The sequence below is a fragment of the Planctomycetaceae bacterium genome (assembly GCA_039680605.1).
Taxonomy (GTDB): domain Bacteria; phylum Planctomycetota; class Phycisphaerae; order SM23-33; family SM23-33; genus JAJFUU01.
The window spans coordinates 103,753-130,445 of the sequence record JBDKTA010000043.1 but is presented as its reverse complement, the minus strand read 5'-3'; the positions used below and the strand labels follow the sequence as shown (position 1 = coordinate 130,445).

The following is a 26,693-nucleotide window of genomic DNA, read 5'->3' as shown; positions in this document are numbered from 1 at the left end:
TAAATGAAGAAGTAATTCGTTGTGTGAATTGCTTCTTCATTTGGGGCCATGTACCCTTGCCCAGCGCAAGTATTCATCAAAGCCACACGACGGCTTTGATAAATACTTGGTGCCTCCGCCGCGACTTTTCCCCCATGACTAAGGCATTACACCGCGGCGCGAGTTACTCCTGCCGCCATGCCTGACCGGCACGATACTTCTCCAGTCGCTTGTTCAACTCGGCGGAAACGGCCGCGTTGCCCCGCCCCGCCAGGGCGAGCATCCTCTCGACGGTGGCGACGGCCTCGGAGAATCGGCCGGCCTCGGCGTACGCTGCGGCCAGGGTGTCCAGCACCAGCGGCTGCGGCGCGCCCGGCGCACGGCAGGCGATCTGCGCCAGTTCAACGGATCGAGGGCCGTTGCGGATCGCCGCATCGGGGCACGTCGCCAGCAGCCACGCCAGAGCGCTGGCGGCCGTGAACCCGTCGCCGCCCAGTCGCGCGGCGGCCTCGAGTTGCTCCAGAGCCTGGGCGTACTGCCGCTTTCGGGTGAAGACGGTCGCCAATGACAGGCGCGGCTCGGTCAGGGCAGGATCGATCCGGATCGCATGCTGCCAGTGCTCGACGGCAGAGTCGGTTCGGTCCATCCGGACGAGGCACTTGGCGGCCATCAGCCGCGCTCGCAAATCCCGCGGGTTGATCGCCAGGGCCTTTTCAAACTCCGTCATGGCCTCGCTGAGGCGGTTGTGCTTGGCGTAAATGGCGCCGAGGTTCGTGTGTGCCTCCGCCAGCGCCGGATCGATTTCGATGGCGCGTCGCAGATGCGCCGCCGCCTGGTCGTCACGTCCGCCCAGGCGTCCCAGCACGGCGCCAAGATTATGATGAGCCCGCGCGTTGGCGGGATTGGCAGCCAGGGCCTTCTCGTACATTGCGCACGCGGCGGCCACATCGCCGCCGAGCAGGAACGCGTCACCGGCGCGGAAGAACGACTCGTCGTTGACGAAGCGTGCGCTGATGGTGGCGATGGCCTGTGGCTCGGCCGAGACAAACTCCGGAATGTTGCCCGCGCGGTCCGGCGCTGTGAAGCCCTCCAGCAGCACCGGCGAGCTGCTTTTGCCCGAGGCATCCACGTGCGCCAGCCACAACTGCGTGTAGGGCCCGTTGGCCTTGGAGGCGAAGACCAGCCAGCGGCTGTTGGGCGACCAACTGTGCCAGGAGTTCATGCCGCGGACGTTGCATAGCATGCGCCGCGCCGGCCCGCCGGCGGCAGGCATGATGTACAACTCGCTGTCGGGCTGGAGGAGCATGAAGCTTTTGGCGCGGCAGAAGACGATCCACTTGCCGTCGGGCGAGAAGCGGGCGAAGTAATTGCTCACGCCGTTGCCGGCAGCGCCCTCGACAGGGACCGCCGCCCCACCGGCCCCGCCGTTGAACGGCACGCGGTACAGGTCGAACTGGAATTGCCGGCGCCCCTGGACGAATTCGGCGCACTGGTCGGGTCGCAGCAGGGCCTCGCTGCCGACGCCATGGAGCTCGTACGCGCGGCTGCGGGCGAAGACAATCTCCTTGCCGTCGGGGCTCCAGGCAGGATTGCTCTGCACATACGCGGGGTCGTCGGCGCCGGGCAGCGGGCGGAAGGTTTTGCTCTGGCGGTCGTAGACCACCAGGATGCCCTTGACCGGAAAGAACAACTGCGAGTACGCCAGGTCGGGCATGGGCACGAACACCGAGCGGTCTTTGACCGTGCTGACAACATACCGCCCGTCGGGCGAGACCTGCGAGAGCAGACCGAACGTCAGGTCCTTATCCTCGCGGCGATAGTCGGCCCAGGTGATGACCGACTGGCTGTCCAGGACGGTCTCGCTCTTGACCGGCGCCAGCGCGTACGAGCCCTTGTCGTTGGCGTAGTCGATGTCCATCCCCAGGACTTTCCCGTCGGCCGAGAACGAATGGCAGTTGCCGCAGACGGGCAGGTTCTCCAGCACCACCGGCGGCTGGGTCGACGAGACGGGCCCGAATCGCCAGCGGATCTGCCGCGGGTCCTTGACCGCCTCGACGAAGGGCAGGTTCACCTCCCGGTAGAAGATCGGCGCGGCGACCGGGTCGGTGCTGGTCTGAAAACCAAAATTCCCGAACGATACCACGCGGGACAGGTCGGCGCGGCGCAGGCCCAGCACCAGCGCCCCCCCGTGCGCCTGAGCGGTGCTGCTCTTGAGGCGCTGCCATTGCAGCTCGTCGGGCGTCCATCGCGGTTGCGACAGCAGGTTGCTGACAGCGCGACTGCCTTCCGCGCCGGCTGTCACGACCCACGTGTCGGCGCCGGAGGAATCGGTCCATCGAAAGGTCGGCGCCGGCAGTTCGGGCGGAAAGACCGTTCCGTCGAGCGGATATGCGATGGCGATGGAGCGGTCAGCCGCACCGCACCACCGGGCCAGGATCTGCTCCGGCGTCGGCGGGCGCGTCCACCGTTCGATACCCACGACGGCCAGGCCTGCACAGACAACCCCCGCCAGGAGGAGGTATCGCCGCCGCGGCCAAGTGAGATTCTTCTTCACAGGGAGCATTATAGAGCAAAGAAGGCAGAGTTCATCACTGTCAGCAGCGCCATGGCGACCCGCCGGAAACACCAGCGCGTATCGCCATGCCATCCGACAAAGAGTAAATTGGAAATTCCAAATTGGAAATTGGAAATGCTTTTAGGCCGCCGCCAGCGTGCTGACGCCCACCCACTGGTCGGCCGAGGCGGAATCGAACTTCAGACCGATGGCGTATCCGCCCTGAACGCCGCGGCTGCGGACGATAGTGGCGTAGAGATTGCGATGCCCGTGGTTGCCGGCGACGGGCAGGCATATCACCAGCCGCTGACCGGGATAGTACGAGCGGCTGGAAAACGCCCCCACGCCGCTGCGTGAGATGTCGATGCCCGAGAGGGTGTCCATCGTGTTGACGCCGTCGGGGTCCAGACGGACCGCCTGGAAGCAGTCTTCCATTTTCACGCGGCCGTGCCGACGACGTTCACTGCCTGTGCTGTTGGCGATAACCATAATGATGCTCCCGGATCGTTCCAGCTTCGCTTCATTAACTTCGTCGGCAAGGGCTGATCGCTCCTTCAATAACGCGACCGAGTTTTTTGCCACTGGTTTTATAAATGGTTAGAATGATCCACATGGACAAGCACGAGAAGATCCTCTCGCGTGTGTGTTGCGAGGCGGTTCGGACGCGAACATCGCTTTCCTCGATCTATGCGCTCTGCTGAAGCGGCTCGGATTTGAGGAACGAACACGAGGAAGCCATCATGTCTTCCGAAAGGCGGGTGTTCCTGTTATGATTAACCTTCAGAGTGAGTCAGGCAAAGCCAAACCCTGTCAGGTAAGGCAGGTTCGCAGAGTGATAACGGAGCATCGGCTCGCGGGTGAGGGATCGGATGGATAAATACGAAATCATCATCTACTGGAGCCAGGAAGATAACGCGTTTATCGCGGAAGCTCCGGAATTGCCTGGATGCATGGCGCATGGCGATAGCCACGAAGATGCTCTCAAGAACATGCGAGCAGCGATGGAATTGTGGATCGAGACTGCCCGCGAGTTCAATGATCCCGTTCCCGCTCCTAAAGGGCGGCGTCTGCTGTACGCATGACGGAGTTGCTTTTCATCGTGCAGGAGGATGAGCAGGGCCTCCACGCGCGTGCGGCAGACTATTCCATTTTTGCAGAAGCGGATACTCTTGTTCATCTACGGGATGAAGTTCGCGACGCGATCAACTGTCATTTTGAAGACCCTGCCGCACGTCCCGCTTTCGCATGGCTGCACTTCGTCAAAGAAGAAGTCATCCCGCTGGGGCAATGAGCAATGGCCGGAAAGGCAGTCTCTGCGCGTTGATATCCCAGCCTCCAGACCTTAGCATAGGGGCTGTTCAATTGGAAATTGCCAACCTGCCTGCCGGAAGGCAGGTTGGAAATTGGAAATCGATTATGTCCATGACCATTACAGAAAAGATCCTGGCCCGCCACGCGGGTCGCAGCAGCGTTACTCCTGGTGAAAACATCTGGTGCGATGTCGACGTGCTGATGACGCACGACGTCTGCGGGCCAGGGACCATCGGCATCTTCCAGACCGAGTTCGGCAAGACCGCCCGCGTCTGGGACGCCGAGAAGGTCGTCATCATTCCCGACCACTATATCTTCACCGCCGACCCCAAGGCGCATCGCAACGTCGAGATCCTGCGGGCCTTCGCGCACAGCCAGGGCCTCAAGCATTTCTACGACGCCGACTTCGTCAAGAGCGGCCTGACCGGCTGCCCCGCCCCGTACAAGGACGCCGCCAACACGCCCTACCGCGGCGTCTGTCACGTCGCCCTGCCGCAGATGGGCCACACGCGCCCCGGCGAGCTGCTGCTGGGCACCGACAGCCACACCTGCACGCACGGGGCCTTCGGCGAGTTCGCCACGGGCATCGGCAACACCGAGGCCGGATTCGTGATGGGCACGGGCAAGCTCTGGCTCAAGGTGCCCGCGAGCATGAAGTTCGTCGTGCATGGCACGCTGCCGGCATACTGCATGGCCAAGGACCTGATCCTCGACATCATCGGGCGCATCGGCGTTGACGGCGCCAACTACTGCGCGATGGAGTTCGCCGGCTCGGCCATCGAGGCCCTGGACATCGACGAACGCTGCACGATCTGCAACATGGCCATCGAGGCCGGCGGCAAGAACGGGATCATCGCCGCCGACAAGAAGACCACCGCCTTCGTCAAGGGTCGCACCGACAAGCCCTTCCAGGCTGTCATAAGCGACTCCGGCGCCAAGTACGCCTCGGTGATGGAACTCGACGCCGACAAACTCGAGCCCACCGTGGCGTGTCCGCACTCGCCCGACAAGCGAGCGCTGGCGCGAGAGGTCTCGTCCGTCAAGATCGACCGCTCGTACATCGGCTCATGCACCGGCGGCAAGATCGCCGACTTCATGGCCGCCGCCGGCGTGCTGGCCGGACGCAAGGTCAAGGTGCCCACGTTCATCGTGCCGGCGACCATCGAGACCGACCAGGACCTCGACCGCTGCAAAGTGGGCAACAAGACGCTGCGAGAGATCTTCGCAGCCGCCGGGTGTAACATCGGACAGGCCGGCTGCGCCGCGTGCCTGGGCGGGCCCAGCGACACCTTCGGGCGGGCCAACGAGCCGATCACCGTGGTGGCGACGACCAACCGCAATTTCCCCGGCCGCATGGGCCATAAGGAAGCGGGCGTGTATCTCGCCAGCCCGTTGACCGCCGCCGCCAGCGCGGTCGCCGGACACATCGCCGACCCGCGCGACGTGTAAAAACTTTGCCACAAAGGGCACTAAGAACACGAAGATAAGGCGAAGAAGACGAGACTCTATGCCTCTTGTTTCTTTGTGGTCTTTGTGATCTCTGTGGCAGGTTTTCGTTTTTGACCGACAGTCAGGGACATGGCGGCTGAGAAACGCCCGCCATGGCACCCGGTACAAAAGGAGATATCGCATGTTCGAGTACAGCGGGTATCAGCTTCGCAGGAAGGTGCTGACGTTCGCCGGCGCCAAGGTACACGTGACCGACGAACAGGGCGTTCTGGCGGCTTTCGTGCATGTGAAGGCCTTTAAGCTCAAGGAAGACATCCGCGTCTACCGCGACGAGCAGCGGGCCGACGAGCTGATGCAGATCAAGGCGCGGAAGATCATCGACTTCTCCAGCGCCTATGACGTGGTCGAGTCGGCCAGCGGGCGCAAGCTCGGCGCCCTGCGCCGCCGCGGGCTCAAGAGCATCATGCGTGACGAGTGGCAGATCCTCGACGCTCAGGACAACGAGGTCGGCAAGATCGTCGAGGACAGCACCGCCCTGGCGCTGATTCGCCGCGCGGTCGATTTTGCGGCGATGATCCTGCCGCAGAAATACCGCGGCACCATCGGCGACGACCACGTGATGACCTTCAAGCAGAACTTCAATCCCTTCGTGATGAAGATCGGCCTGGATTTCGCCCCCGAAGCGAAAGGCCGCATCGAACCGGGCTTGGCCATCGCCGCCGGCATCCTGCTGTGCGTCATTGAAGGTAAGCAGAACTGATCTACTTCAGCAGCTTCAGTTCCACCACGCACAGAGCGTAGCGCGAACCGGGCGGGTCGGCGGGCAGCTTGTGCTGCCAGTTGGCCGAGTACCATAGCCAAACCGTGCGCCCGTCGGGGCTGATGAACTTGCTGGGGAAGTTCAGGAAGTACGCTTGGGCGCCGAAGGCCGGCAGGTGGGCGATCAGGCGGTAGGGACCCGTGATCGCGTCGGATTCGAGGATCGTCGTGTCGAATGTACCCTCGCCGGTAATCCCGCCGTTGGTGGTGCAGAGCATGAACTTCTTCAGCGGGGCGTTGTAGGTGATCGTCACGCAGCCCAGCCGCTCGTTCCACTCCAGCAGCGGTTTGATCGCCGCGAAATCCTTCGCCCAGACCGGCTGGCCCTTGGCGTCGTGGCCGACGAAGAACTCGTACTTTGTCACGTCGTTAACGTTCTCCGGCGTGGGCGTCACGCGCGCCATGTAGATCTGGTCGCCGCTGACCCACGTACACGGCGCGTCCTTGCGCGTCGTGCCGTGGCCGACGAGGTACATCTTGCCGTCGGGGCTGTGCTGCATGTCGCGGCCGAAATCCACCACGTGCGGCGTACCCATCTTGATCTTGCCGCCGTTTTTGCTCGACTCACCAAAGAGCGGCTTGGCGGGCGTCAGCGGGGTCTCGGTCCAGGTCTTGCCGAAATCTTTCGAGACGCGAAACCCAACCATCGGCCCCAGCGTGTCCCACTGGTAGGTCGTCTTGTCGAGGGCGTACGTGGCGTAATACCACACGCCCTTGTAGACCAGGCTGCCGCAGGGGTAGCGGGCCTGGTATGGATCAGCCAGCGCCTTGATCACGCCCAGCGGCGTGACGGTCAGCTTCATCGGGTCCTCGCCGGTGATGATGGCGTTGCCGGTCTTGAGCGGGCCCGGCACTGAGTAGCACCGCACGCCGTTGACGACGCCGTCCGTCCACGGCGAATACAGATTGCCGTCGGCGGCCCACGACGGGTACCACGTGTCGGCGTCGGTGTAGGTCTGCATGCGCCCGGTCCACTCCAGGCCGGTGATGTCCTTGGAAGGCTCGAACGGGCAACTGCTCGGCCGCGAGGAGGCCCACTTGCCGGGAGGATACTTCACCGCTGCGCGCGGCGGTTTTGCGACGACAAGCGCCGACAAGAAGATCACACCGAGCAGACACGTCAGGATCGTTGCGGTCTTGTTCATGTTGAACTCCGGGTCGAAGACGGGGAGAGCGGGATTAGCGGGATTAAGAAGATTAAGAGGAAGGCCGGCAAGAAAATCGCACTTCTTGTTGTTTCCAATCGGTTCTTCTCAATCCTCTTAATCCGGTAAATCCGCGTAATCCCGCTCTCCCCGCTCTATTTCTTCTTCGCCGCCGCCTTGGCGGCCTTGCGCTCGAACGCCATTGTCTTGAGTCCGATGGCAAAGTCCTGTCGCGGGTTTCCGGCAAATCGGATCTTCAGCAGCGGCACGCCCACCGTTTCGTCGGGGTTCTTCTCGGGCAGGCCCTTGATCAGAAGCCGGTCGTACGTCTGAGTGAAGGGCAGCTTCTTGTTGCCCGGGATCAGCGTGATATCTTTGACCTTCGTGCGGATGCGCCCGATGGATCGCTCGAAGGGCGTCCAGTTGAACAGCCACATATAGTGGCAGTCGCCCTTGCGGGTGTACGAGTCGCGCAGGCCCGTGCCCTGCACGCGGTCGACGTGGCCGTAGACCACCTCCGGGCCATACTTCTTCATCCACGCGCCGACGTCACGCAGCGATTTTTCCGCCGGAGCGGGCACGTTGCCCTTGGCGTCGGGACCGATGTTCAGCAGCAGGTTGCCAGCCCCGGCCGTCACCGCCCGCAGCGTGCCCAGGATGCCCGCCGGCGTGCTGTACTGCGAGGGTTTGGCCCGGGCGGCAAAGCCCCAGGAGCCGGTGGTGGTCATGCAGGCCTCCCAGTCGCGCCCTTGCGGCAGACCGCCCTTGACGTGCCCTTCCGAGCCGGTGTCGAAGTCTTCCGGCGTCAGCGAGCGGTCGTTGATCAGGATCTCGGGCTGGAGCTTGCGGACCATCGCGTTGAGCTTGACGCTCTGCCATTCCTCGATCTTCATGAACGGCCAGCTCAGGTCGTACCAGAGGATGTCGATCTTGCCGTAGTTGCTCATCAGCTCGCGCACGCAGCCGTGCGTGAAGTCGATGAACCGCTTGTAGGCGCCCTTGTTCTCGATGCAGCGGGCGCCATCGGGATGATGCCAGTCCATCAGCGAGTAGTACAGGCCGACCTTCATGCCGTACTCGCGGGCGGCCGCCACGTACTCGGCCACCAAGTCGCGGCGCGGTCCGCGTTTGACGGAGTTGAAGTCGGTCAGCTTGGAATTCCACAGGCAGTAGCCTTCGTGGTGCTTGGCCGTCATGACCATGTACTTCATGCCCGCCTCGGCGGCGAGCTTGGCCCAGGCGCGTGGGGCGTTGGGCTTGGGCTTGAAGGCGTCGGCGTACTTTTCGTATTCCTTGAGCGGGATCTGTTCGACGTTCATGGCCCACTCGCCGCGCCCATGCACGGCGTAGGTGCCCCAGTGGATGAACATGCCAAACCGCGCGTCGCGCCACCAGGCGATGCGGCGTTCGTGGGCGGCGTCAAAGGGGTACTTGGCGGTAGTGGTCTTCTTCATTACCGGGGCTCCTCACTGGCATGCATTTCCAATTTCCAATTGGCAATTTCCAATTGAATGAAGACAACGATACCTCACAACGCGAAGGAACAGGTTGTTATAAATTGGAAATTGAAAATTGGAAATTGGAATTTTTAGAGGTTGGCCAGCCTTTGGGCCTTGTCGTGGGTCATGAGGGCGTCGACGATTTCGTCCAGGTCGCCGGCGATGATACGGTCGAGGTTGTAGTTGGCGCCGCCCCCCTCGCCTTTGAGGCGATGGTCGGTGCAGCGGTTCTGGGGGAAGTTGTACGTGCGGACGCGCTGGCTGCGGTCGCCCGAGCCGATCATGGTCTTGCGCGTCGAGGCCTGCTCGGCCGCCTGGGCGCTGATGAAGTGCTCGTAGAGGCGGGCGGTGAGGATTCGCCGGGCCTTGGCGCGGTTCTTGTGCTGCGACTGCTCGTCGCGCATCGAGACGGTGATGCCCGTCTCCTTGTGTTCGAGCTTGACGGCCGATTCGACCTTGTTGACGTTCTGCCCGCCCGGACCGCCGGCGCGGCTGACGTACTCGTTGACGTCCTTGTCCCAGTCGATCTTGATGTCGATCTCTTCCGGCTCGGGCAGCACGGCCACGGTGGCCGCCGAGGTGTGGATGCGACCCTGGGCTTCGGTGACCGGGACGCGCTGCACGCGGTGTCCGCCGCCTTCGTAGCCCAGGCGGCTCCAGACGCCGTCGCCCTTGACGTTGACGACGACCTCGCGCAGCCCGCCCATCTCGCTGGGGCTGAACGAGAGCGTCTCGAACTTCCACCCGCGGCGTTCGGCGTAGCGGCGGTACATGTCCAGCAGATCGCGGGCGAAGAGGGCGGCTTCGTCACCGCCGGTGCCGGCCCGGATTTCGAGCATGACCGAGTTGATCTCGTCGTCGTCGCTCATGACGAGCAGACCCTTGACGTCTTCCAGCGCCGCCTCGGCCCCGGCGGCAAGCTCGTCCAGTTCGGCTTGGGCGAGCTCGCGCATGTCGGCGTCGGAGGCGGGGTCGTCCAGGATAGCCCGGGCCTGGTCGCGGTCGCCGGCCAGCTTGAGGTAGCGGCGATACGGTAACACCAGCCGCCCCAGGCGCGAGTATTCCTTGGACAGCTCGACGATGCGCGCACCCGACGAGGCGACCGTCGGGTCGTTCATCTGTGCCTCCAGACCGGAATACAACTGGTCGAGGTCGGCGAGCTTCTGCAGCAGTGTGGTGTCGTTGTTGGCCATGTTCCCGATTGCGGATTTCTGATTTCGGATTGCAGATTGGGGAACCCCGTCGGATGCGTCTCTCTAATCCGCAATCCGAAATCCCAATCCGCAATCTAACGCGTCCATACAAAAAGCGCCGAGGGACAGTCTGTCCGCGTCGGCGCTTTTAATGTATCGCAGCTACTTCTTGGTTTTCTTTTCGACGGGCTTCTTGAAGTAGTCGCCGCCGAACTTCTTCTGGAACTTCTCGACGCGGCCGGCGGTGTCGACGTACTTCTGCTTGCCGGTGTAGAACGGGTGGCACTTGGAGCAGATGTCTACCTGCACGTCGCGTCCGACGCAAGAACGGGTCTTGAACGTCGCGCCGCAGGCGCAGCGGACGTTGATGTCTACGTACTTGGGATGAATATCTGCCTTCATGGCAACCTCGTATTAGTGTTCCGTGCGAAGCCACATACTGTACTGACGGAGGCGACAGGCGTCAAGCGGTTTCTGCCCCTCCGTTTTCAGCTTACGCCTACCAGCCGGAGAGTCCTGGAAAGCCGTATCGCCTGGGGGACCTCAGGTCCTGCTGACAACCGATAGCTGTATTACGGCGTCAGCGGCTTGAGGTTGTGTCTGCGGCGGATGTCGTTGGCGACTGAGAGCAGCGACTTGTCTTCGCACAGCAGCCGGGTGAAGTTGGCGGTGGAGATATCGATGCGGGCGGCAGCGTCGGACGCTCGGGCGTCGGCGGCCTCGAGCAGGTCCAGCAGGAAGGCGGCGACGAGCCAGAAGCGTTTGTCGCGTCGCCCGACGTCGAGGCGGGCGGTGCCGGCCGCCTGCCCGCCGCGGGCGACGAAGAGGCATTCCTTCACCGTCGCCGGAACGCTCACGTCGCCGGGTTCGATGGGTTGTCGCAGGCTGCAGGCGATGTGCATCCGCAGGCGGGCAACGGCGTGGCGGCGGTTATCGGCCTGGTAGCGGGCCTCTTCGGCGTGGGCCTCGATGCCGGTCGGGCGGTGTGTCAGTCGCACGGCTGTGGAGACCTTGTTGCGCCGTTGCCCGCCGGGGCCCGAAGCGCGGTAGGCGTGGAAGTCGCACTGGGCGATCAGCGCATCGTCATCGAGCAAGAGGTATTCGTCGCGAGTCACGGACCCATTGTAGGGCAATTTCCAATTTCCCGATTTCCGATTTCGAAATGAAAACCGTACCGCGAGCCTGCGAGGTTTTATGTGGTTGGCCAGAGGGGGCGATCGAAGGCCACGGCGACCAAGGCGATATCCTGCTCAACGTCGCCTTGCCATCGCAGGACTCGGGCGGCGGTGGTGTAGTCGCCGGAGAAATGCGGCAACGCCGTCAGAGCGGCGCGGGGGACGTAGACCGTCACGCTGAGCCTGGCGGCCACGTGGGGCAACAACCGGGCGGGCACCTCCAGAAGAGCTCCGGCGCTGGAAAGATCGCGGCAGATCGACTCCACCGTCCCAGGCCGCTCCGGGTCTCTGAGCCGGACAGGACAGCGCACCTTGTCGCGACGGATGCCGCGTCGTTCGGGGGTCATTTCTGCCATGGTTTTTCTCCCATTGAAAACCGGCGAAAAAAGGATTGCGATTCCAAGAGTTCAACGCATGTGCCGCTTGATTATTCCCGCCGGCGGTATTTCTGCCAAGGGCCAAAGACGCGTAAGGGTGAGGGGCTACATAACTGGCTTCGATTCATTATGTTGCGCCGCCAGAGCGGCGTTGTCAGGAAGATGAGGGATTCCACAGTGGACAGTTGGTTTGTGGGAATGCGCGGCGCGAGGCGTCACGGTTCGTCCACTACGCTGAACTCCAACCGGTCGGGCACGAAGTTGGTCAGCGCGGCCATGTATCCGCGAACCGTTTCGCGGTGCTTGCTGATCACCTCATCGTGCGTGCGACCGCGGCTGACGCAGTAGGGCAGGCAGGGACAAATGGCCTGATACTCCCCGTCCTGCAGCCGGATTGTCTTGACCACCAACTGCATTGTCGCCTCCATCCGCTGCGGCAGCGGAACCGGCCCGCACCCGGATCACTGTAATTTTATGCAGTGGGCGCGGGTCTGAATCGGAAAATGTGCTCCCGGGCGGCGTCGGCCGATGGGCTGACCGTTCAAGTCCTGGCGGTGGAGAACCGTCGGGGAATCTGCGAGCGGAGGATCTGAATTTCATCACGGGAGGGCGTGCCGCTGTAGCGGGCTTTTTGATAGAGGTTGTACCAGCCGACGGCCCAGCGCGCCAGCGCCGCCTGGCGGGTCTTCCCGGGAGGTATATGCGCGGCTGTGCGTTGCAGCCGCTTGACGAATCGCGCGAGAGTTTCATCATGCCGCCGGCGCAGCCCCAACCGCTTGACGCGGCGATCGGCAGCGGCCAGCACCGCGTCGAGTTCCGTGCGGGCGCGTCGCCACCCGGTGTTCTGCCGCGAGCGGTGGCGCACCAGGGCCCTCCAGATGGCGATCAAGATAACCAGCCCCCCGACGGACGTGAGCCCCTGCCTGGTCAGCAGGCTCGACAGCAGGCGCATGAGCATGTCGACCACCCAGACCAGCAATCCGCGGAGCCCTTCCAGTTGCACCATCGCCAGCAGCCGCGAGACGTGGAATCCCAGGATATCCCAGAAGTAGGCCAACGCCCCGTGCTCCTGCCGCAACCCCGGAACGCCCGCCGGCGGCGTGGGCTCGACCAGAACCCAGCCGCGCTGAGCGTCCCAGGCCTCGACCCAGGCGTGGGCGTCGGCGTTGCGGGCGACCCAGTAGTCGCTGTAGGGGTTGCGTTCGCTGGCGACAAAGCCCGTCACGTAGCGCGTCGGAATACCGTGGCAGCGGAGCATGATCGCCGCGGCCGAGGCAAACATCTCGCAGTGCGCGGGCGGTTTCTCCGAGAGGAAGTAGCCCAACGGATCTTCCTTGTCGGGGATGCTCACGCCCAGGTGGTACTGGAAGTTGGTCTCGAAATACCGTTCGATCGTCCGCAGGGCCTCGGTCGTAGTGCGGCAGTCCTTGAGGACCAGGCGGCTTTCGATTCGGACGCGCACGTCCATGTCGTCGGGCAACGCCAGGCAGTCCTTCCGCTCCTGCGGCGAGAGCGAGCGATGCGGCGGATCGCTCTGGGGGCGGTAGAGCACGTACGGCGAACCTTCCAGAATATCCGAGGCACTGAGCGACTGGCCGGGGTCCTCGCGCAGCTTCTGCGTCGGCACGACGGCCACCTGCGTCCCCAGCGGCATGAAGACCGCCGCCGTTCGCAGGGCGGCAGGATGCACCGTCATCGTGCTCCACGGTCCCTGCGGGTCGCGGCGAATCATGAAGAGGTTCCAGTTCTCACTGGGGCGTTCCACGCCGGCGACGTTGGGCCAGGGCAGGAGCGTGCGCCAGTCGTCGGGGTTGCTCCATCGGTCCTTGTTGAACAGCACGTACGCTCGACCACGCAGATAGCCCGGCGCCCCCGGCGACTGCACGCGCAGGGCGACCTCCTGGCCGTTGTACGTGCGGATGTTCGTCATCGACCGCAGGCGACTCTGCTCGTCAAAGCCCACCTGGCGGCCTCCACGCACCAGCGCCGCCCACAGGGTCAGCTTTTCATAAATTTCCTTCTTGTAGTGGCTCACCAGCTCCGAGGCCCCCGCGGCCGCTGCCAACGCCACCACCAGCGTGACGCCGGCCGCCACATTGCGCACGCCGGCGCGTCCGGCAGGCAGACCCACACTACGGCGAGCGGCGGAAAGGTATGCCATGGCCATACCCGCCAAGGCCAGCGCGAAGCCCAGGAACAACCTGCCGGATTCCAGATAGGACACGGCGCCTTGTTCGAGGGAGAGCCCGCCGGCGAAGATCATGACGATCGTCGCGTAGAGCACCATCGCCGAGGGCAGCGGGCCTTCGCGCTGCAGGAAGAGCTCCAGCGTCATCAGCGTCAGGAAGTACAGCGGCGTGATGTAAAGCATCGACAGCGCCGACAAGGCCAAGCTGCCGAAGTCCCGCTGCAGAACCTGCGAGACCGCCGCAAATGCCACCGCCAGCAGCAGCCGCAGGATCAGCCGCCGCGACCATCGCAACGGCACCCTGAATCGCCGGATCAGGCTCGCCAGCGACACCACCCACAAGATCGCCGGAACTACCCATCGGCCCGACATCAGCGCCAGCGCCGTCACCGACAGCGTCAGCATCAGCATCGCCATGGCGCGTTGGGCGGTCACAGGCTCAGCACCCTCCCTTCCCGCACGTCGGCGGCAGTGCAGACGCGCACCGACGTCATCCAGGGTTCGTCCCCTTGCAACTCCGGCGGCACTGGGCGGTCGCTGACGAGGGCCACTTTTACGTTGCAGCCCGACTGCGCCGCGGCGCGGATCAACTCCAGGCGGGGAGCGTCCCACTCCAGCAGCACGCACACCATCGCCGAAACATTCGTCAGGATGTTCACCAGCTCAGGCGTGAGCTTCACGAACGGATTCGCGCGGCACGGGCCCACGCACGCCAGCACATCCAGAATGCTCTCGAAAGCCGTCGTGTGCCGCCCCGTTCGGAACGTGTAAAGCTCCGGTCCGGCGGCGAAAATATCGACGATATACTCCCCGCGGCTGAGCACTTCGGCCACCGCCGCCGTCAGGGAGACGGCCGCCTCAAGCGCCTCGGCGGGACGCGTCGACAGCGGCAGCGACGCGGGCATGTACGTGTCGAGCACCAGGGCGACGCGCGAGTAATATTCCTCCTGGAATTCTTTGACGGCCGGGGCGGCCAGGCGCGCCCAGGAGCGGAAATCGATGTGGCGCGTCGAGTCGCCGGGGCGGAAGTCGCGGCTGCCGTAATACTCCGGGCTCTCGCCGACGCGCGAGCTGAAGGCGATGCCGCCGGGCTGGTGGCGCTGCGTCATGGGCAGTTCGAGCCGCTCCAGCGGCGTGAAGTCCGGGACGACCGTCAAGCGTCCCGCGGCGCGTGTGCCGCCCATGCGGCGGACCAGGTTGAACGGAAAGCTGCTGTACGCCGTCAGCACGCCCATGTCGTACTGCCCGCGCCGTCGGGCCAGCAGATCCACCGTCAAGGCGGCCGTCTGCCCCGCGCCCAGGCTGGCGATACTGTCGGTGACGTTAAGTTGCTCGAGCGCCCTGGGCAGATTGAACAGCCCCAGCCCCACGTCAAACGCCCGCCGGCGCGGGGAATCGTTGACGACCGTCAGGCGCGCCTGCAGGCGGTGCCCTGCGGCTGCATGGTCCGGCAGGGGGCCCTCGATGCGAAGCCGCGGGCGCAAAGCCAGCGAAACCGACCCCGCGGCCACATAGAGGATGAGCATGGCGATGAAGATGCAGTAGACCGGGACCATCACGGTGACCGAACCGGCCACGCCGGAGATAAGGATGGCGGCCACGAGCGTGCGCCCGCCGCTGGTGAGGTCGAACCGCCACGACCGCAGCAGGAGTCGCCGCAGGTTGGAGCGGGGGGCACTCACGTGGGAACCTTCACCTGGGTGAGGATGTCCTGGATGATCGATTCGCCGGTGGCGCCGTCGTAGCGGGCCTTGGGCGTCAGCAGCACCCGGTGCGCCAGGACCGGCGCCGCCAGGGCCTGCACGTCGTCGGGCAGCACGTATCCGCGCCCCGCCGCCAGGGCGCAAGCCTGGCAGGCGCGGAAGAGCATCAGCGATCCGCGCGGGCTGCTGCCCAGGCGCAGGCGGGTGTCGACCCGCGTGGCGCTGACGATCTCGATCATGTAGGCCGAAACGCTCGCGTCGACATGCACCTGGCAGACTGCCCGCTGCATCGCCACCACCTGCTCCTCGTTGAGCACCGGAAGCAACTTCTCGACAGGGTGGTCCTGCCCCTGCGAGTGCAGGATGTTGATCTCGACCTCGGGCGAGGGGTAGCCCAGGTCCAGGCGCACGATGAAGCGGTCGAGCTGGGCCTCGGGCAGCGGGTATGTGCCGTGAAACTCAATGGGGTTTTCTGTGGCGATGACCAGGAACGGCTGGGGCAGGGCGTGGCGCGTGCCTTCGATGGTGGCCTGGCCTTCGTTCATCGCCTCCAGCAGCGCTGATTGGGTGCGGGGCGAGGCGCGGTTGATCTCGTCGGCCAGCAGCACGTTGCAGAAGATCGGACCGCGGCGGAAATTGAACGTGCCGTTGCTGGGATTGTAGATGGACGAGCCCAGGATATCGGCAGGCAACAGGTCGGGCGTGAACTGGATGCGCGTGAACTGAACGTCGATCGAGCGGGCCAGCGCCTTGGCCAGGGTGGTCTTGCCCACGCCGGGCACGTCCTCGATGAGCACGCTGCCGCCGGCCAGCAGGGCGACAGTGAGCAGGTCGATCGACTCGCTCTTGCCCAGGATGACGCTGGCGAGATTCGCCTTCAGCGCCTGCAGATTCTCACCAAACGCCTGAGCATCGATGACAGTCATACGACCTTCCCGTTCTTGATTTCGGATTTCGGATAGCTGCCAGGCTCGGGGCCCGCCGCTTGCGGCTTGGCGTCGTCTGCCTTCGCCGCAACCAACCCTCTGAATAATATGGTGCTATTCTACGCCCGCACCCCCCTCCCCACAATGACCGTGCGAGCATCCTATCATTGTCCGACGCCTTGCCTGCCGCGGCGCAGTGGAGTATGAGTATCTATTACTGACAGCCCAAAGCCCAGAGTTGAGAGCTCCCATGGTCGGAAAAGGAATAGCTCGGTTCTTTATCGTCCAGCGCGACGCCATCGCACGGTTTCTCGTTCGCCTGGGCGTCACGCCCAACATGCTGACCTTCGCCGGCATGGTCGTGACAGCCGCCGCCGGGGCGTGCTACGCCCTGGGCGCCGGGCACGGTTACGCCTGGCGACTGGGCGCGGGCGGACCCAGCGCGTGGCTGCTGCTGGCCGGAGCGATGATGTACCTGGCGTCGGCGTGCGACATGCTCGATGGCGCGGTGGCCCGCACGGGCGGCAAGGCGACGCGGTTCGGCGCGTTCCTGGACAGCACGCTCGACCGCTACAGCGACTTCATGGTCTTCGCCGGGATCGCCGTGTACTACGCCCGCCAGGGCACGCCCAACGCCACCTTCGTGCTGCTGGCGATGATAGCGTTCTTCAACGCCTTCATGATCTCCTACTCGCGCGCTCGGGCCGAAGACATCATCGACAAATGCACCGTGGGCTACTGGCAGCGCGGCGAGCGGTCGGCGGCCATCCTGATCGGAACGCTGGCGTACAATATCCCCGCGATGGTGCTCCAGCAGGCCGCCTTGCCGCTGCTGACGGTGCTGCGACGCATCAGCTACACGCATGCCGTGCTTTCAGGGCGCACCCCGCAGACCGATGTGCGCCAGGGCTCGTGGTGGCAGAGGCTGCGCCTGTGGCGCTGGCCGCGCATGAGCGTGCCATACGATCTGGTGACCGGGCTCAATATCGCCTGGCTGATCTTCGCCCCCGTCCAACCCTTCGACCTCTTCAAAGGCGACTTCCAAATCTTCCGGTAAAACGGGGATTACCACAGAGGCACGGAGAAAAACGAGTTGGGGCCGGGGATCCTTTGCGATTGTGTTTTGTTTTCTTCCATGTTTGCCCGTCTTTCCTCTCACTCATCCTCCTCTGAGCCTCTGCGGTCAGTTTTTTCTCTGATTCTTTCGCCTGCCCCTCGTGTGAATTCTACGGTCGGTATGTAACGACTCTATCGCGGCGGGCATTGGTGCGTCGGCCGCGGATATATGAAACGGAAGGGACCATGAGAGGAACCTGCAAGACAACCCGGATCGCCCTGGCGGCAGGGCTTGTGCTGTTTTTGTCGCACGCTGGCGTGGCCGAAGTCATCACCGTCAATCGCAGCGCCCTGGCCGTCTACGCCGGCGGGGAACTCAACACGGGATCAGGCATCGTGATTTCAGGCTCGCTGGCGGCCGGCGGAGACATCTGGATCGACAACGACAGCACGATCTCCGCAAACGTCTACGGCGGCGGGGCAGTTGGCATGGACCAGAACATGTCCGTCAGCGGGCGGATCGTCTCGGCGGGCGATGTCTGGATCAACAAGAACAGCACCGTCGGGGCTATCGACGCCGGCGGGGAGGTGTCATTTGGGTCTGGCGTGACCACGGCCGGCATCCGTGCCGTGGGCGGCGTGACCGTCAGTTCCAGTTCACAGGTCAACGGTTCGGTGCAGAGCGCCTCGGACGTTTCGCTGGCGAGCAAGTCGCACGTCTACGGCGACGTCATCTATGGGGGCAAGTACAGCAAGAACAGCAAGGCCGTCGTCGATGGCCAGGCGCGACGCGGAGGCGCTGCCGCCCCGGATACCTGGACGACCGAGGCGCTGGCCACCTCCACACTGGGTTCCCAAGGGGCTTACCGGTGGTACAACAGCAACTCGGTCACCTCGCTAGCCAGCGGCGATTACGGACGTTTCGATTTTGGCAGCGGCTCCACCATCTACCTCACGCAAGCCGGGACCTATAACTTTCAGTCGCTGAACCTCGGCGGTAATGTCCGCATCGTCGCCCAGGCGGATTCTGGAGAGATCGTCATCAACATTCAAGAGGACTTCTGCGCCGTCAGCGGCCTGGACTTCTCCCGCGTCGGGTCCAACGCCGTGACGCTCAAGGCCGGCGGCGACGTCGAGATCGGCAGTAACGGCCAGGTTGCCGCCACGATCTTCAATTTCGGTCAGACGTTCAATGTCGGCAGCGGGACGGTGATCGAGGGCTCGATTTACGCCGCCGGGAATCTGTGGATCGCTTCGAACGTTCACGTACAGGCCAGCATCCCCGCCGAAGGCAGCACTCATCAGCAAGTGCCCGAGCCGGCGACGCTGGTCCTGCTGGCGATGGGCGGCGTCACGATTATGCTTCGCCGCCGCCAAGTGGCCTGACGTTCGATGACGAGGAGACCGGAGGTTTACAGGGCTCCCGACCAGGGCTTGGCGTTCTCCCACGCCCATTGCCCTCGCGAGATGTGTTCCGCCAGGCCGCTCCAGTCACCGCGAAAGAGTCCGATACGCCCTGCCAGGACGGCGGTCTCGCCCGGCGCAACCATCGGCGCGACGCACTGCTGCAGGTGCGTGCAGGCGTTGCCCCAGAAGGGGCTGTGGCGGCGGCACGGGGCATCCCAGGTCTGGAACAGGAACAGGTCCTGCCCAGGGGCCTTGACCGCGCAGGCGATGACGTCGCGGGCCTCGCCGATCAGGTGCGGGTAGGGCTGAACCTTGTCGCAGCGAGGGTCGTCCGCATCCGGATGCAGCGTCACCCAGCCGCCGGCTGAGAGGCCCTTGTAGTTCTGCGGGGCGAGTCTGGAGTACCAATAACGGCCGTGCTCGCTCCGATCCAGCGGCAGGCTCTCGGGGATGAAGTCGCCATTGGCCCAGTGGTGCCCGCCGCTGCCGGGCAGGTGGTTCATCGCTACGCAGACGTTGGACTGCAGGTCGCGCCACGTGTTCTTGCCGAGATTGCGGAATGCAATTGTGACCAGCGCCGCGTCGCCGCCGTCGCCAAGCGTCACGCCGATTTCGATCTCGTCTGTCGGCCGGAACGAACCTTCGATAACATCGCCGGCGACGCGCCACGCGCCGCCGACGGCATGGACCACCGCGGGAGCGTTCTCCAGTCCCTGGGCTGAAACATGCTCGGGCAGCAGCACCCGGCAGGCCGGTCTCAGGTCCGGCGAGAAGCTGATATCAAAGTCCGAGCGGCAGAGGGTCTGTTGAAGGCATCGCATAATCATTCCTTTGGGTCATATGGAGTGCGGCAGCCTTAGCTGCCGCTTTTGGAGTTGTTGATCGCCGAACAACTGCCAAAGCGGCAGCTATGGCTGCCGCACTCCGTATTTCGCTATGGGACGATCTTGTCCCAGCCGGATACGCCCATCAGCTTGAGCATGGCGCTGGCGAAGCGGCGGCCTAGCATCAATTGGCCGGCGGCGTCGTAGTGCAGGTTGTCGAACTGCGGTAGGTCGTCGGCGTCGATCCAGGCGGCGCGGCCGTCGTCGCGGGCGACTTTTTCCTGCGCCTCTCGCACCGCCTGGCGATACGGCTGCACCTGGAAGGCCGGGCCCAGATCGACGACGATCTTGCGGGGGCTGATGCGCGCAATGACCACGGGCATGTCGGCCACGGCCGTGTCCTTGCGGAGGCGGGCGACGAAGGCCTTGAGGTTGGCACGGTACGATTCGCCCATGACTTTGTCGCGCGCGTCGCGTTCGCCCTGCATCCAGCACATGCCGGCGATCCGGGCGTGTTTGCCCTGGGCTTCGATGGCCTGGGTCGCCGCGGCCACTTCGGCCATCAGCTTGGCGTAGAGCCCGCCGCGCCCGTTGGCGTCGGCCTTGCCGTCGGGGGCCCAGTCGCCATAGAGGTGCGTGCCGCCGGGCCCGAGCTTGACGAGCACCACCGGGCCGGCCACGCCGGCCTTGAGCAGGCCGTCGGCAAAGCCGACCTCGGGCCCGAAGCTCTTGTTCCATACCAACTCGCGGAACTGCCCTCCTTCCCAGAGGCGGATGCTGGGCGGGATCTTGCGCTGCTGCTCGAACAGTTCGGCGACGTTGCCCGCCCCGCCCATGTTCGATTGGCCGGCCAGGATGAAGACTTTGACGGTTTGTTGCCCGTCCGTGTTGTGAGCAGCTTCAGGTTTCATTTGTGATTGTTGCCCGCAGGCAGTCAGCAGCAGGAGAAATGCCGAACTCAGGACCGCAACAAATGCCTTCATTGTTTAGCTCCATGCGAGCGGGTCATCCGTTGCAGTACCGCATCCAGCGTGCCGGTGAAGGGGCCTTTTGTTTCCATCTTGATCGACACCAGCGCGGCGGCGAAGCGGATGCTTTCGGCCGGTGCGTGATTCAGCCGCCAGGCCATGTATGCGGCGAAGGTGGTATCGCCTCGGCCGGTGCGGCCGACGATGCTGGCGTTGCTGAATTTCTCGAAGCGCGTTTGCCCGCCGGCCCGCACGAGGACGCCATCCTGGCGGGTGATGAGCACCTCGGGGCAGCCCCAGCTCTCAACGATCAGGGCGGCTTTTTCCAGATCGTCGGTGCCGGTAAGGATCTTCGCCTCGACGACGTCGAGCTTGAGGCGGTCCATCAGGGCGGCGATGTCCTTCTTGGCCGCCACGTCGGCGAAGGCGATCTCGCGCGTGAGCGGGTCCACCTGTCGCACAAAGCTCTGCATGTCGGTCGAGAGGCTGTAGCCGCGCGCCTTCAGGGCGGCCATCAGTTCCATCGTGAACTCTTCGTTGCTGATGCCCGCCAGGTGTACGAACGACGAATCGAGCCCAGGCACTTCGTCAAGGGCGATGAATCCGGCGCTCTTGGCCAGGATCAGCCGCCGCACGTCCGGGTCGGGGCTTTCGTGAATCACGCGGCTGTATGTGGTCTCCTGGGCGGGGATGACGAACGCTGTGACGCCGCGGTCGGTCATGGGCGCCAGGATATGCGCGTCGGCCGGGGCCATTTTGGCGACGACGGCGACGGTCGCCCCCGCGCCGACGGCCGCCATCGCCCCGCACAGCACGGCGCTGCCCGGCGCGACGTGCGGCGTGCCCTGGTAGGCGGTGATCTCGTCGTAACACATGTGGCCGATAAAGGTGATGTCGTAATGCATGCCTGAACATTAACGTTCAAGAGGGCAGGGAACAAGGGCGTTAGTACCAAGGTCAGAGGCACTCGAGGCATGTTACGGTCGAGCTTGCTCGACGCGGTTATTTCTCCGATCGCTCGCCTTCGCCGGAGCAAAAACCACGTCGAGCAAGCTCGACCGCTAACCTTTGCGTCGGCGGAGGATCTTGAGCACTTCGAACCAAAGGATGCTCAGAGCGCCGGCGGCCAGGCAGATCAGCAGGTCGTTGGCGTGCAGCGGGGCGAAGTGAAACAGTTGCTGCAGCGGCGGCACGAAGAGCACCAGCGCCAGGCAGGTTGCGGCCCCGCCGAGGACAAACCAGACGGCGCGGTTGCGCACTTTGAACATTGCCCAGACCGTTTGCGTCCAGGAGCGATTGGTGAGGATCAGCGCCAGGTTGGCCACCACCAGCGAGGCGAAGGTCAGGCCGCGGGCATTGTCTTCGCTGTGCCCGTTGCGGCGGGCGATGATGAAGACGCCCAGCGTAATCGCCAGCACGACCAGGCCCTGCAGCAAGCTCAACGCCAGCACCGGCAGCGAATAGAGCGGCTCGGCGGGGTTTCGCGGGCGGCGGGACATCACGTCGGCCTCGGCGGGCTCGGCTTCGAAAATCATCGTGCAGGACGGGTCGATGATCAGCTCCAGAAAGAGGATGTGTACCGGCTGCAGGATCAGATCGTCCAGGCCGGTGAAGAACACCGGGACCAGCGACAGACCGGCGATGGGCACATGGATGGCGAAGATGTAGGCGACGGCCTTTTTGATGTTGTCGAAGATCCGCCGCCCGAGGCGCACGGCCTGAACGATGGAGGAAAAGTCGTCGTCGAGCAGGACCAGGCTCGCCGCCTCGCGGGCTACATCCGTGCCGCGCCCGCCCATGGCCAGGCCGATATGGGCGGCCTTGAGGGCGGGGGCGTCGTTAACGCCGTCGCCGGTCATGGCGACGACTTCGCCGCCGGCCTTGAGGGCGTTGACGATGCGCAGCTTCTGCTGGGGCACGACTCGGGCGACCACATTCGTGTCGGCGATACGCTGCTGCAGGTCAGCGTCGCTCATCGCGTCAAGGTCCGAGCCGGTGAGGATCCCGCCGGGGTCCATCCCGATCTGCCTCGCGATGTTGGCAGCCGTGCCGGGATAGTCGCCGGTGATCATGATCACGCGGATGCCGGCGCTGTGGCACTGTTCGATGGCGGCCTTGACCGCGGGGCGCACGGGGTCGGCCAGGCCCACCAGGCCCAGGAACTCGAAATCGAAGTCATGCTGGCGTCCGGGCAGGTCGTCGGGTCCGGCGGGCAGGCCGCGAGCCACGCCCAGGACGCGCAGCCCCTCGTCGGCCATGGCGGCAACTTTCTCGACGAGGCGGCGGCGCTGGGGGTCGTTCATGTGGCACAGGTCGGCGACGGCCTCGGGGGCGCCCTTGGCGGCGATCATCGCGCGTTTGCCGTCGGGCGAGACCCACACGTGCGACAGCGCCAGCAGTTCGCCCGAGAGCGGGTACTCATGCACGAGGGTCCAGCTCTCGTGGAGGTGCTCGGTGCTGGCGAGGTACTCGCGCCCCAGGGCCTTGAGGGCGCGGTCCATCGGGTCGAAGGGGTCTTTCTTGCTGGCCAAAACGCCGAACTCCAGCAGGCGGTGAAACCGCTCGGGCAGGCGATCGTGGGGCGTGGCCAGGTTGAAGATGTCGTCGCCGGTCCAGAGCTTGCTGATCGACATGCGGTTCTGCGTCAGCGTTCCGGTCTTGTCGACGCACAGGACGGTGGTGGCCCCGAGGGTCTCGACCGCGGCGGTGCGGCGCGTCAGCACGCCCCTGCGCGAGATGCGCCACGCGCCCATCGCCAGAAAGATCGTCAGCACGACGGGGAACTCTTCGGGCAGCGTGGCCATCGCCAGCGTCAGCCCGGCCAGCACGGCGTTCTTCCACTCCAGGGCGCCGCCACCGCGCATCAGGGCGTAGACCAACACCACCGCCGCGCAGAGCGTCAGCCCCACTGCCGCCAGCGTGCGCACCAGGCGGGCGGTCTGGCGCTGCAGGGGCGAGCGCTGCTGCTCGATGGTCTGCAGGGCCTTGCCGATCTGCCCCATCTGCGTGGCCATGCCCGTTGCCACAACCTGCGCCGCCCCTTGGCCGCCGGTGATCAAGCTGCCGCAGAAGACGCCGGCCAGCCCCTCGCCGCCGGGGCGGTCGAACTCGTCGCCGGCGGCGCGGGCGGTCTTGTGTACCGGAACCGACTCGCCCGTCAGCAGCGACTCGTCGGCCGTCAGCCCCATGCACTGCCGCACGATGGCGTCGGCGGGCACGCGGTCGCCTTCGGTGAGGATGATCATGTCGCCGCGGGCGACCTCGCGTCCGGGGATGCGCTGCTGCCTGCCGCTGCGGACGACCAGCGCGCGGGGGCTGGACAGATCGCGCAGCGCCTCCAGCGCCCGCTCGGTGCGACGCTCCTGCACGATGGTAATGCCCATGATGACCGCGACGAACCCCAGCAGCATCAGGGCTTCCTGGAAATCGCCCACGCCCATGTACACCGCCCCGCAGGCCACCAGCAGCAGGAACATCGGCTCCTTGATGACGCTCAGGGCAATCGACCCCAGCCCGCGCCGCCGCGTGGAAGGCAGTTCGTTGTACCCCTCGCGCGCGAGGCGGTCCTGCGCCTGCTCGTCGGTCAGGCCGGTGATCGCGTCGATATCAAAGAAAGTATCTGGCATGGGTCCTGGCATGGGCATGGATCTCGCCCACGCCACAGAGTTTTATCATCGCAATGTTCCCCATGGAGGTCATGGATTTATTCGCAGGAATCGCTGATGATTAATCCATGCGTAGAACAATGTTCATCATGCCGCAGTCGTACACGGCTGATCGGCTGGCACAGGAGCCGCAATGAGCAGGACGGATCCCACGGGCGAAACACGAATCGTTCTCGATCACCCCACGCCGAAGTGGGTGGAGGGGCTGCCGCTGGGCAATGGCGACATGGGCGTTGTCGTCCATGGCTCGCCGCAGCAGGTGACGCTGGGGTTCAACAAGTCCACGGTCTGGGATTATCGAATCAGTCCGGGGCAGGGCCTGCCGGAAGACAAGACGACGTTTAACGAGCTCGTCAAACGCGCAGGGGCTGGCGACTGGGCCTGGTGCGACACCATCTATAAGGACTGGCTCGAGCGCGAGAACTCGTCGGGGCCTTCGCTTCAGCCGTGCGGGCAGCTTGACCTGAACCTGCTGCCGGGCGAGCGGTCACTGGGCTTTCGCCAGGAGTTGGACCTGGAGACCGCGATGGCGCGGGTGCATTGCCCGTGCAGCGAGTATCGCGAGCACAAGCAGGCTTTCACCATCGAGACGTTCGTGCCCGCTCGCGACAAGGTCATTCCCGTCACGATCTACAACGTGCCTGACAAGAAACTCTTCGGCAAGGCGCGGCTGTGGAGGCAGCAGTCGCTGGACTGCCCCGGCGGCAGCGCGTGGGTCGATGGTGACATCGCCGGCATCGACGTGTCGATCCCGGAGAGCATCGACTACACATTGGCCGTGCGCGTCGTCGGCGGGCGGTGCTCGTGGGAGGCCTCGGCCAGCGAGGCGGTGCTGACGATCGCGCCGGAGCTGGGCAAGCTCGTGCTGCTGGTGACGATCGTCACGTCGCGTGACGATCACGACACCCGTTCGGCGGCCGTCGCGCGCTTGTGCGGTCTTACGCCCGATGCGCCGGCGGAACTGGAAGACCCACATCGCGCGTGGTGGCAGAAGTTCTGGTCGGCCTCGAGCGTGAACGTGCCGGACGCGGCGCTGCAGAAGGGCTGGCGGTGGGGGATGTACCTTTTCGGGTCGAGCAGCCAGCCGGGCTGCCAGGCCCCGGGGCTGCAGGGGATCTGGAATCTGTACAATCGCCCCGCCTGGCATACCGACTACCACGCCGATGGCAACGTCGAGATCCTGCACCAGTGCGCGTACACCAACAATCATCTGGAGCTGCTCGAACCGCTATACCGCCTTTACGCCGTCGAGATGCGCGACGAAACGCGGCGGGCGGCCAAGGAATATTTCAACCGCCGCGGGCTGTACATCCCGATGGCCGGAGGCCCGCACGGGCACGAGCTGGCGGCGCCGTGGGCCTGGCCGGGCGCGGGGGCGTGGGTCGCCCAGTACTTCTGGTGGCATTATCTGTACAGCCAGGACACCGAGTTCTTGCGATGGGCGTATCCATTCCTGAAGGAACTGAGCCTGTTCTACGAAGGCTTCCTGAGCAAGAACGACCGCGGCCTGTACGATCTGGGCCCGTCGTTTTCGCCGGAGATGATCGACTGGCGCGCGTGGCTGATGATGTGCTGGGGCAAGAACGTCACGATGGATTTGGCGATGCTGCGCGTGCTGCTGACGGCCTTGATCGAAAGCTCGCGCGTGCTCGGCGTGGACGAGGGCGACCGCACCCGCTGGAGCGAGATACTCGAACATCTGCCGCCGTATCCCGAAAAGCTGGGGTACTGGCTCGATGTCGAGAATGAGGAATACCTCGTGCTTGAGCCGTCGATCCCGCGGATCGGTCCGCTCTGGCCGGCGGCCGAGGTCGACGTCGCCAGCCCGCCATCGGTGCAACAGGTGGCGTGGAACACGTTCAAGCGCATCCGCGGGCACTACGACGGCGGAAACCACTGCTCGATCTGGCTGGCGTGTGCGGCCGCCCAACTGGGCAAGGGTGGCGATGCCGTCGCCTCGATCCACAAGTGCACCGACCACCGCCGCGATAACGGCATGAATGACATGATGCAGTTGGACCCCTGCTACGGCACGGCCGCGGCTGTGGCGCACCTGCTGCTGCAGAGCCTCAAGGGCGTCATCCGCGTGTTCCCGGCCGTGCCGGAGAGCTGGAAGGACGCATCGTTCCAGACGCTGCGCGCGGTGGGAGCGTTCCTGGTCTCGGCCCAGCGCGAGAGCGGCAAGACCACGCGGGTTCGCATCGACAGCGAGAAGGGCGGTCTGTGCGTCGTGGCCGATCCGTTCGGCGCTGGCCGGGCGGTGCTGTCTTCCTCCGGAAAGAATGTGGAGTTGACGACCGACGCAGACGGCTGTTTCCGATTCGAGACGCAATCCGGGCAATCGTATTCAGTCACCCCCTCCGGGGGCTCCAAATGATCAAATGAATCATACCCACGGCTCCGCGGTCCGCCTGCGTCGGACCGCTCCACCGTGGGCTACTTTCAGCAACAACAA

The 26,693-nt window shown here is 64.6% G+C and carries 23 protein-coding genes; 7 read left to right on the top strand and 16 right to left on the bottom strand.

Going from position 1 to position 26,693, the window contains the following annotated elements:
- Nucleotides 1–163: 163 nt before the first annotated feature.
- Together ABFD92_12820 and ABFD92_12815 are read right to left on the bottom strand one after the other, a co-directional pair.
- The gene (locus ABFD92_12820) at nt 164–2,533 is read right to left on the bottom strand and encodes a tetratricopeptide repeat protein (protein ID MEN6505420.1); all 2,370 of its coding nucleotides are present in this window, start codon (nt 2,531–2,533) and stop codon (nt 164–166) included.
- 141 nt (nt 2,534–2,674) lie between these two features.
- Nucleotides 2,675–3,022 (bottom strand): PilZ domain-containing protein, encoded by a 348-nt coding sequence (locus tag ABFD92_12815; protein MEN6505419.1) that lies wholly within the window; start codon nt 3,020–3,022, stop codon nt 2,675–2,677.
- Between the two features lie 380 nt (nt 3,023–3,402).
- Between ABFD92_12815 and ABFD92_12810 the strand changes: the two genes are divergently transcribed.
- From ABFD92_12810 to ABFD92_12795, 4 genes are all read left to right on the top strand, one after another.
- A complete protein-coding gene (locus ABFD92_12810) occupies nt 3,403–3,615 on the top strand; it encodes a type II toxin-antitoxin system HicB family antitoxin (GenBank protein MEN6505418.1) in 213 nt (70 codons plus the stop codon).
- Entirely contained in the window at nt 3,612–3,824 is a 213-nt protein-coding gene (locus ABFD92_12805) for a 2-oxoisovalerate dehydrogenase (protein MEN6505417.1), read from the top strand. Before ABFD92_12810 ends, ABFD92_12805 begins: the two co-directional genes overlap by 4 nt.
- A 125-nt stretch (nt 3,825–3,949) precedes the next feature.
- Nucleotides 3,950–5,293 carry an aconitase/3-isopropylmalate dehydratase large subunit family protein gene (locus ABFD92_12800; protein ID MEN6505416.1) on the top strand — a complete coding sequence of 448 codons (1,344 nt, stop codon included), beginning with the start codon at nt 3,950–3,952 and terminating at the stop codon, nt 5,291–5,293.
- Between the two features lie 181 nt (nt 5,294–5,474).
- Nucleotides 5,475–6,053, top strand: a complete 579-nt coding sequence (locus tag ABFD92_12795; protein ID MEN6505415.1) for a hypothetical protein — start codon at nt 5,475–5,477, stop codon at nt 6,051–6,053.
- Nucleotide 6,054: 1 nt separating this feature from the next.
- Here the strand turns inward: ABFD92_12795 and ABFD92_12790 are convergent, their stop codons facing one another.
- The 10 genes from ABFD92_12790 to ABFD92_12745 all read right to left on the bottom strand — a co-directional run bounded on the left by ABFD92_12790 (nt 6,055) and on the right by ABFD92_12745 (nt 16,318).
- Nucleotides 6,055–7,257, bottom strand: coding sequence for a hypothetical protein (locus ABFD92_12790; GenBank protein ID MEN6505414.1), 1,203 nt, complete (start codon nt 7,255–7,257; stop codon nt 6,055–6,057).
- A 155-nt stretch (nt 7,258–7,412) separates the two neighbouring features.
- Nucleotides 7,413–8,711, bottom strand: a complete 1,299-nt coding sequence (locus ABFD92_12785; GenBank protein MEN6505413.1) for an alpha-L-fucosidase — start codon at nt 8,709–8,711, stop codon at nt 7,413–7,415.
- Between the two features lie 134 nt (nt 8,712–8,845).
- Nucleotides 8,846–9,949 carry a peptide chain release factor 1 gene (prfA, locus tag ABFD92_12780; GenBank protein ID MEN6505412.1) on the bottom strand — a complete coding sequence of 368 codons (1,104 nt, stop codon included), beginning with the start codon at nt 9,947–9,949 and terminating at the stop codon, nt 8,846–8,848.
- 162 nt (nt 9,950–10,111) lie between these two features.
- On the bottom strand, nt 10,112–10,351 hold the full coding sequence (gene rpmE / locus ABFD92_12775; GenBank protein MEN6505411.1) for a 50S ribosomal protein L31: 240 nt from the start codon (nt 10,349–10,351) through the stop codon (nt 10,112–10,114).
- 170 nt (nt 10,352–10,521) lie between these two features.
- Nucleotides 10,522–11,064 (bottom strand): peptide chain release factor-like protein, encoded by a 543-nt coding sequence (locus ABFD92_12770; GenBank protein MEN6505410.1) that lies wholly within the window; start codon nt 11,062–11,064, stop codon nt 10,522–10,524.
- Between the two features lie 77 nt (nt 11,065–11,141).
- Nucleotides 11,142–11,480, bottom strand: a complete 339-nt coding sequence (locus tag ABFD92_12765) for a PilZ domain-containing protein (protein ID MEN6505409.1) — start codon at nt 11,478–11,480, stop codon at nt 11,142–11,144.
- 236 nt (nt 11,481–11,716) lie between these two features.
- Entirely contained in the window at nt 11,717–11,917 is a 201-nt protein-coding gene (locus ABFD92_12760) for a hypothetical protein (protein MEN6505408.1), read from the bottom strand.
- Nucleotides 11,918–12,042: 125 nt separating this feature from the next.
- On the bottom strand, nt 12,043–14,124 hold the full coding sequence (locus tag ABFD92_12755) for a transglutaminase-like domain-containing protein (protein MEN6505407.1): 2,082 nt from the start codon (nt 14,122–14,124) through the stop codon (nt 12,043–12,045).
- On the bottom strand, nt 14,121–15,371 hold the full coding sequence (locus tag ABFD92_12750; GenBank protein ID MEN6505406.1) for a DUF58 domain-containing protein: 1,251 nt from the start codon (nt 15,369–15,371) through the stop codon (nt 14,121–14,123). Before ABFD92_12750 ends, ABFD92_12755 begins: the two co-directional genes overlap by 4 nt.
- The gene (locus tag ABFD92_12745) at nt 15,368–16,318 is read right to left on the bottom strand and encodes a MoxR family ATPase (GenBank protein MEN6505405.1); all 951 of its coding nucleotides are present in this window, start codon (nt 16,316–16,318) and stop codon (nt 15,368–15,370) included. Before ABFD92_12745 ends, ABFD92_12750 begins: the two co-directional genes overlap by 4 nt.
- A 250-nt stretch (nt 16,319–16,568) precedes the next feature.
- Here ABFD92_12745 and ABFD92_12740 point away from each other — a divergent pair, with 250 nt between their 5' ends.
- A complete protein-coding gene (locus ABFD92_12740; GenBank protein MEN6505404.1) occupies nt 16,569–17,375 on the top strand; it encodes a CDP-alcohol phosphatidyltransferase family protein in 807 nt (268 codons plus the stop codon).
- A gap of 245 nt (nt 17,376–17,620) precedes the next feature.
- Nucleotides 17,621–18,760 carry a PEP-CTERM sorting domain-containing protein gene (locus ABFD92_12735; protein ID MEN6505403.1) on the top strand — a complete coding sequence of 380 codons (1,140 nt, stop codon included), beginning with the start codon at nt 17,621–17,623 and terminating at the stop codon, nt 18,758–18,760.
- Nucleotides 18,761–18,786: 26 nt separating this feature from the next.
- Here the strand turns inward: ABFD92_12735 and ABFD92_12730 are convergent, their stop codons facing one another.
- From ABFD92_12730 to ABFD92_12715, 4 genes are all read right to left on the bottom strand, one after another.
- Nucleotides 18,787–19,602 (bottom strand): hypothetical protein, encoded by an 816-nt coding sequence (locus ABFD92_12730; protein MEN6505402.1) that lies wholly within the window; start codon nt 19,600–19,602, stop codon nt 18,787–18,789.
- Nucleotides 19,603–19,715: 113 nt separating this feature from the next.
- Nucleotides 19,716–20,588, bottom strand: coding sequence for a sialate O-acetylesterase (locus tag ABFD92_12725; protein ID MEN6505401.1), 873 nt, complete (start codon nt 20,586–20,588; stop codon nt 19,716–19,718).
- On the bottom strand, nt 20,585–21,478 hold the full coding sequence (locus ABFD92_12720; protein ID MEN6505400.1) for a PfkB family carbohydrate kinase: 894 nt from the start codon (nt 21,476–21,478) through the stop codon (nt 20,585–20,587). The genes ABFD92_12725 and ABFD92_12720 overlap by 4 nt, the downstream gene beginning before the upstream one ends.
- A gap of 156 nt (nt 21,479–21,634) precedes the next feature.
- Nucleotides 21,635–24,199: a cation-translocating P-type ATPase gene (locus ABFD92_12715; protein ID MEN6505399.1), complete on the bottom strand. Its 2,565-nt coding sequence runs from the start codon at nt 24,197–24,199 to the stop codon at nt 21,635–21,637.
- A 172-nt stretch (nt 24,200–24,371) separates the two neighbouring features.
- Between ABFD92_12715 and ABFD92_12710 the strand changes: the two genes are divergently transcribed.
- Entirely contained in the window at nt 24,372–26,615 is a 2,244-nt protein-coding gene (locus ABFD92_12710; GenBank protein MEN6505398.1) for a glycoside hydrolase N-terminal domain-containing protein, read from the top strand.
- Nucleotides 26,616–26,693: the final 78 nt, after the last annotated feature.

What these genes read in the sequence shown, in the direction of transcription:
- ABFD92_12800 (MEN6505416.1), top strand. Translation starts at nt 3,950, where the DNA reads ATGTCCATGACCATTACAGAAAAGATCCTGGCCCGCCACGCGGGTCGC.
- ABFD92_12790 (MEN6505414.1), bottom strand. Translation starts at nt 7,257, where the DNA reads ATGAACAAGACCGCAACGATCCTGACGTGTCTGCTCGGTGTGATCTTC.
- ABFD92_12745 (MEN6505405.1), bottom strand. Translation starts at nt 16,318, where the DNA reads ATGACTGTCATCGATGCTCAGGCGTTTGGTGAGAATCTGCAGGCGCTG.
- rpmE (MEN6505411.1), bottom strand. Translation starts at nt 10,351, where the DNA reads ATGAAGGCAGATATTCATCCCAAGTACGTAGACATCAACGTCCGCTGC.
- ABFD92_12785 (MEN6505413.1), bottom strand. Translation starts at nt 8,711, where the DNA reads ATGAAGAAGACCACTACCGCCAAGTACCCCTTTGACGCCGCCCACGAA.
- ABFD92_12740 (MEN6505404.1), top strand. Translation starts at nt 16,569, where the DNA reads ATGGTCGGAAAAGGAATAGCTCGGTTCTTTATCGTCCAGCGCGACGCC.
- ABFD92_12810 (MEN6505418.1), top strand. Translation starts at nt 3,403, where the DNA reads ATGGATAAATACGAAATCATCATCTACTGGAGCCAGGAAGATAACGCG.
- ABFD92_12710 (MEN6505398.1), top strand. Translation starts at nt 24,372, where the DNA reads ATGAGCAGGACGGATCCCACGGGCGAAACACGAATCGTTCTCGATCAC.
- ABFD92_12725 (MEN6505401.1), bottom strand. Translation starts at nt 20,588, where the DNA reads ATGAAGGCATTTGTTGCGGTCCTGAGTTCGGCATTTCTCCTGCTGCTG.
- ABFD92_12720 (MEN6505400.1), bottom strand. Translation starts at nt 21,478, where the DNA reads ATGCATTACGACATCACCTTTATCGGCCACATGTGTTACGACGAGATC.
- ABFD92_12815 (MEN6505419.1), bottom strand. Translation starts at nt 3,022, where the DNA reads ATGGTTATCGCCAACAGCACAGGCAGTGAACGTCGTCGGCACGGCCGC.
- ABFD92_12765 (MEN6505409.1), bottom strand. Translation starts at nt 11,480, where the DNA reads ATGGCAGAAATGACCCCCGAACGACGCGGCATCCGTCGCGACAAGGTG.
- ABFD92_12805 (MEN6505417.1), top strand. Translation starts at nt 3,612, where the DNA reads ATGACGGAGTTGCTTTTCATCGTGCAGGAGGATGAGCAGGGCCTCCAC.
- prfA (MEN6505412.1), bottom strand. Translation starts at nt 9,949, where the DNA reads ATGGCCAACAACGACACCACACTGCTGCAGAAGCTCGCCGACCTCGAC.
- ABFD92_12730 (MEN6505402.1), bottom strand. Translation starts at nt 19,602, where the DNA reads ATGCGATGCCTTCAACAGACCCTCTGCCGCTCGGACTTTGATATCAGC.
- ABFD92_12760 (MEN6505408.1), bottom strand. Translation starts at nt 11,917, where the DNA reads ATGCAGTTGGTGGTCAAGACAATCCGGCTGCAGGACGGGGAGTATCAG.
- ABFD92_12795 (MEN6505415.1), top strand. Translation starts at nt 5,475, where the DNA reads ATGTTCGAGTACAGCGGGTATCAGCTTCGCAGGAAGGTGCTGACGTTC.
- ABFD92_12735 (MEN6505403.1), top strand. Translation starts at nt 17,621, where the DNA reads ATGAGAGGAACCTGCAAGACAACCCGGATCGCCCTGGCGGCAGGGCTT.
- ABFD92_12715 (MEN6505399.1), bottom strand. Translation starts at nt 24,199, where the DNA reads ATGCCAGATACTTTCTTTGATATCGACGCGATCACCGGCCTGACCGAC.